Raw genomic sequence first — 4,154 nt, forward strand, 5'->3', positions numbered from 1 at the left:
TCTGACTCCGCCGCGCGCCCGACTTTTTTATTCCACGATTACGAAACCTTCGGCACCAGCCCTTCGCTGGATCGCCCTGCCCAGTTTGCTGCCATCCGCACCGATGCGGATTTCAACGTTATTGGCGAGCCGGAGGTATTCTATTGCAAACCGGCCGATGACTATTTACCCCAGCCGGGGGCGGTGATGGTGACCGGTATTACGCCGCAGGAGGCCCGCGAGAAAGGGGTGAATGAGGCGGAGTTTGCCCGTCGCATTCACGACCTGTTCACCGTGCCTAACACCTGCGTGGTGGGCTACAACAACGTGCGCTTCGATGATGAAGTAACCCGCCATATTTTTTACCGTAACTTCTACGATCCCTACGCCTGGAGCTGGCAAAATCGTAATTCGCGCTGGGATCTGCTCGACGTGATGCGCGCCTGCTACGCCCTGCGTCCGGAGGGGATTAACTGGCCGGAAAACGACGACGGCCTACCCAGCTTCCGTCTGGAGCATCTGACCCGCGCGAACGGCATTGAACACAGTAATGCCCATGATGCCATGGCGGATGTGTATGCCACCATTGCGATGGCGAAGCTGGTTAAGACCCGACAGCCGAAGCTGTTTGAATATCTGCTAAGCCATCGCAGCAAGCAAAAATTAACCACTCTGATTGATGTGCCGCAGATGAAACCGCTGATGCACATCTCCGGGATGTTTGGCGCCTGGCGAGGCAACACCAGCTGGGTCGCCCCGCTGGCCTGGCATCCGGACAACCGCAACGCGGTGATTATGGTGGATCTGGCTGGCGATATTACCCCGCTGCTGACGCTCGACAGCGACCAGCTTCGCGAGCGTTTGTATACGCCGAAAGAAGCGCTGGGTGACGATGCCGCCGTACCGGTGAAGCTGGTGCATATCAATAAGTGTCCGGTGCTGGCGCCAGCCAACACCCTGCGCCCGATCGATGCCGAGCGGTTGGGCATCGATCGTCAACGCTGCCTGGCTAACCTGAAGCTGCTGCGGGAAAACCCGCAGGTGCGGGAAAAAGCGGTGGCGATTTTCGCTGAAGCGGAACCATTTATTCCTTCTGAGAATGTCGATGCCCAGCTCTATAACGGCTTTTTCAGCGATGCGGACCGCAATGCCATGAATATCATTTTGCAGACCGATCCCCGCAACCTGCCCGCACTGGACATTACCTTTGTGGATGAGCGTATCAGGAAGCTGATGTTTAACTACCGCGCGCGAAATTTCCCCGGCACGCTGGATGAGGCCGAGCAGGAGCGCTGGTTGCAGCATCGCCGTAACGTCTTTACGCCGGAGTATTTACAGGCTTATGCCCAGGAGCTGGAGATGCTCTACGGTGAGTACGAAGGCAATGCGGAGAAGCAGGCACTGCTGAAAGCGCTGTATCAGTATGCGCAGGAGATAGTGTGACCTGATAAAGCAAAAAAGCCGGAGGCGATGTCTCCGGCTTTTTTTTGCCCGTCGGCACTACGCTTGCGCGGGCCTACGGGTTTTGTGGTCTATTAATCAGGCGACGTCTTCGTACTGCGGTACCGGGTTGCGGAAGCTTTTAGTCACACATGCCAGGTAAACCAGACCAATACCACCCCAGATCAGACCCAGAACCATGGAGCTCTCTTCCAGGTTGATCCACAGCGCACCTACGGTCAGCGCGCCACAGACCGGCAGAAGCAGATAGTTGAAGTGGTCTTTCAGCGTTTTGTTGCGCTTCTCACGGATCCAGAACTGCGAGATCACGGAGAGGTTAACAAAGGTAAAGGCAACCAGCGCACCGAAGTTAATCAGGGCGGTAGCGGTAACCAGGTCAAAGTTAATCGCCAGCAGCGCAATCGCACCGACCAGCAGCACGTTCCATGCTGGGGTACGCCATTTCGGATGAACATAACCGAAGAAGCGCGTCGGGAATACGCCGTCGCGGCCCATGACATACATCAGACGAGAAACGCCCGCGTGCGCCGCCATGCCGGATGCCAGTACGGTAACGCTGGAGAAGATCAGCACGCCCCACTGGAAGGTTTTACCCGCAACATAGAGCATGATTTCTGGCTGTGACGCGTCCGGATCTTTGAAGCGAGAGATATCCGGGAAGTAGAGCTGCAGGAAGTAAGACGCACCGATAAAGATGATGCCGCCCAGCAGCGCCGTCAGGAAGATAGCTCGCGGGATGACACGCTCTGCGTCTTTCGTCTCTTCAGACAGAGAAGAGATACCATCGAAGCCCAGGAACGAGAAGCAGAGGATCGTCGCACCGGTGATCATTGGCACAACATGCGCATCTTCAGACCAGAACGGACGTGAGCTTACCAGCGTACCCGCACCTTCACCGTGAGAAACGCCGTAGATGATCAGACCGACAATGACCGCCACAATCGCCATCTGCAGGATAACGATCAGGGTATTGAAGTTGGCAACGGTCTTGATGCTGCGCAGGTTAGAGATGGTCATAAAGGCCACCAGCGCCACAACGAAGATCCACGACGGCACGGAAGGCACCAGCGCTTCGAAGTAAATTTTTGCCAGCAGAATGTTGATCATCGGCATGAACAGGTAGTCCAGCAGTGATGACCAGCCCACCATAAAGCCAACAGCCGGGCTAATGGACTTCTGAGCATAGGTGTACGCAGAGCCTGCGGACGGGAAGCGGCGAACCAGCTTGCCGTAGCTCAGCGCAGTAAAGAGGATCGCGACCAGCGCAAAGGCATACGCCGTTGCAACGTGACCGTCAGTGAGGCCTGATACGATACCGAATGTATCAAACAGCGTCATCGGCTGCATATAGGCAAGGCCCATCATAACAACCGGAATCAACGTAAGCGTTTTACGTAATTCCACGCGAGAGGTTTTTGGAGTTGCGTTATGCGACATAGTTATTCTCCTTTACGGTGAATACCGCCACGTAAGCGAATGATTGCCCCATTTCTTTCTTCCTCAGCGACAACAACTGTCGGATTTTAGTAAATATCTATCCGGTACGAAGCCCGGCCTCTTGGATTTAAATGATTTTCTTACATGCAAAAAAAAATAACCGACGCCTTTTATATCGTCGATTATTTATATGTTTGCAGCGGCGCATTTTGCCCTGGTTTGAGGCGAAAAGGCAAGGGTACGACGGCAATTTGAAACAATAATTCATACTAATTGCTTGATTTTCCGGCTTCGCTTTGGGCATAAACAGCAGCAATAGCACTATTTGCTAAAATTTCCTGCCGCCACCAGGCACTGGCGAGGCCGGCAGTTTGTTCATTCCAGCCTATCCATACTGAATCATAACTGGATTGCGCCATCACCTGCTTCTCAATTAACGCCCCACTTTCGATAAAACGCTGAGCTAAATAACGCGGAAGGTAACCGCAGCCTAAGCCGCTTATTTGCAGTTCCAGTTTGGTTTTAAAATCGAAAACGGTAATGGCTTCCTGATCGTCGAGCAGCTGCGATGACGCGGTGCAGCCAGGCAAAGCGCTGTCGCCCACCACGATGGCACGGTAGCTTTTAATGACCCGACGGTTAATTGGCTCTGGCTCCTGGGCTAAAGGATGGTGCGGGGCAATGACGAAGACCTGTTCGAGCTGCCCCAGACAGGCAAAACCAAATTCACTGAGCTGGGGCGGTTCGTGTAATGCGCCGACGACGATATCTGCCCGCCCCTGCACCAGCGCTTCCCACGAGCCCGCGAGGACGCCGTTGATAAACTTAAGCCGGGTAACGCTGTGTCGCTGATAGAAGGCTTCAATCAGCGGCGAGAGCAGTGAAAAGGGAAAGGTGTCGTCTACGCCGATTACCAGCTCATTTTCCCAGCCCTGATGCAGTTTGACGGCCTGCTTTTCCAGCTCGCGTACTGAGTGCAGCACTTCCCGCCCTTTTTCCAGCAGCATTTGCCCGGTGCGGGTGAAACGCGCCCGGTGGCCGGTACGGTCAAGGATCTGAATATTAAGATCGCTTTCAAGCTTGTGAACGGTGTAGCTGAGCGCTGAAGGGGTTTTAAAGAGCTTCGCCGAGGCTGCGGCAAAGCTCCCCTCTTTTTCCAGTGCATCAAGGATAATAAGGACATCCAGCAGCGGTTTCATGCTCACCCCCTTGTGGTGCGCTTATACTCCGCCAGCGGCGTTACTCCATAGGCATAACCAGCGGATCGGGAAAAAGAT

At 54.5% G+C, this 4,154-nt stretch carries 4 protein-coding genes; 1 reads left to right on the forward strand and 3 read right to left on the reverse strand.

Annotated elements, in window-relative coordinates; all coding sequences use genetic code 11:
- Positions 1-1,422, forward strand: a 1,422-nt coding sequence (gene sbcB, locus WFM46_RS23010) for an exodeoxyribonuclease I (RefSeq protein WP_336998639.1), incomplete at its 5' end; no start/stop codon positions are given.
- A 96-nt stretch (positions 1,423-1,518) separates the two neighbouring features.
- Here sbcB and WFM46_RS23015 read toward each other — a convergent pair.
- From WFM46_RS23015 to WFM46_RS23020, 3 genes are all read right to left on the reverse strand, one after another.
- On the reverse strand, positions 1,519-2,877 hold the full coding sequence (locus tag WFM46_RS23015; RefSeq protein ID WP_168192029.1) for an APC family permease: 1,359 nt from the start codon (positions 2,875-2,877) through the stop codon (positions 1,519-1,521).
- Entirely contained in the window at positions 2,867-2,929 is a 63-nt protein-coding gene (gene yoeI / locus WFM46_RS23945; RefSeq protein ID WP_138370007.1) for a membrane protein YoeI, read from the reverse strand. The genes WFM46_RS23015 and yoeI overlap by 11 nt, the downstream gene beginning before the upstream one ends.
- A gap of 217 nt (positions 2,930-3,146) precedes the next feature.
- Entirely contained in the window at positions 3,147-4,076 is a 930-nt protein-coding gene (locus WFM46_RS23020) for a LysR family transcriptional regulator (RefSeq protein ID WP_336998640.1), read from the reverse strand.
- Between the last annotated feature and the right edge of the window lie 78 nt (positions 4,077-4,154).

Origin of the sequence: Leclercia sp. M50, assembly GCF_037150775.1 — a bacterium.
Classification (GTDB): Bacteria; Pseudomonadota; Gammaproteobacteria; order Enterobacterales; family Enterobacteriaceae; genus Enterobacter.